Below are 235 nucleotides of genomic sequence, written 5' to 3'. Positions count from 1 at the left end.
CTTGGCGACGGTGACGCCGTCCTTGGTGATGCGCGGCGCCCCGAAGCTCTTCTCGATCACGACGTTGCGGCCCTTCGGACCGAGCGTCACCTTCACCGCATTGGCGAGAAGCTCGACACCATGCAGCATCTTCTCGCGAGCGTCAGACGAGAAACGTACGTCCTTGGCAGCCATGGAATAGATCCTCTTCGTTGGGTTGCGGCCCCAAGGCGCCCCGGATGGGCGTCCTCAAAGG

The 235-nt window shown here is 63.0% G+C and carries 1 pseudogene; it reads right to left on the bottom strand.

The window, feature by feature from the left end:
* Nucleotides 1-174: pseudogene (locus WDW90_RS40410) on the bottom strand (TCP-1/cpn60 chaperonin family protein); the annotation flags it as partial.
* Nucleotides 175-235: the final 61 nt, after the last annotated feature.

It is taken from the genome of Methylobacterium nigriterrae (genome assembly GCF_037106235.1).
Lineage (GTDB): Bacteria > Pseudomonadota > Alphaproteobacteria > Rhizobiales > Beijerinckiaceae > Methylobacterium > Methylobacterium nigriterrae.
The sequence above is the reverse complement of the archived record's forward strand: the minus strand, read 5'-3'. Positions and strand labels throughout refer to the sequence as shown.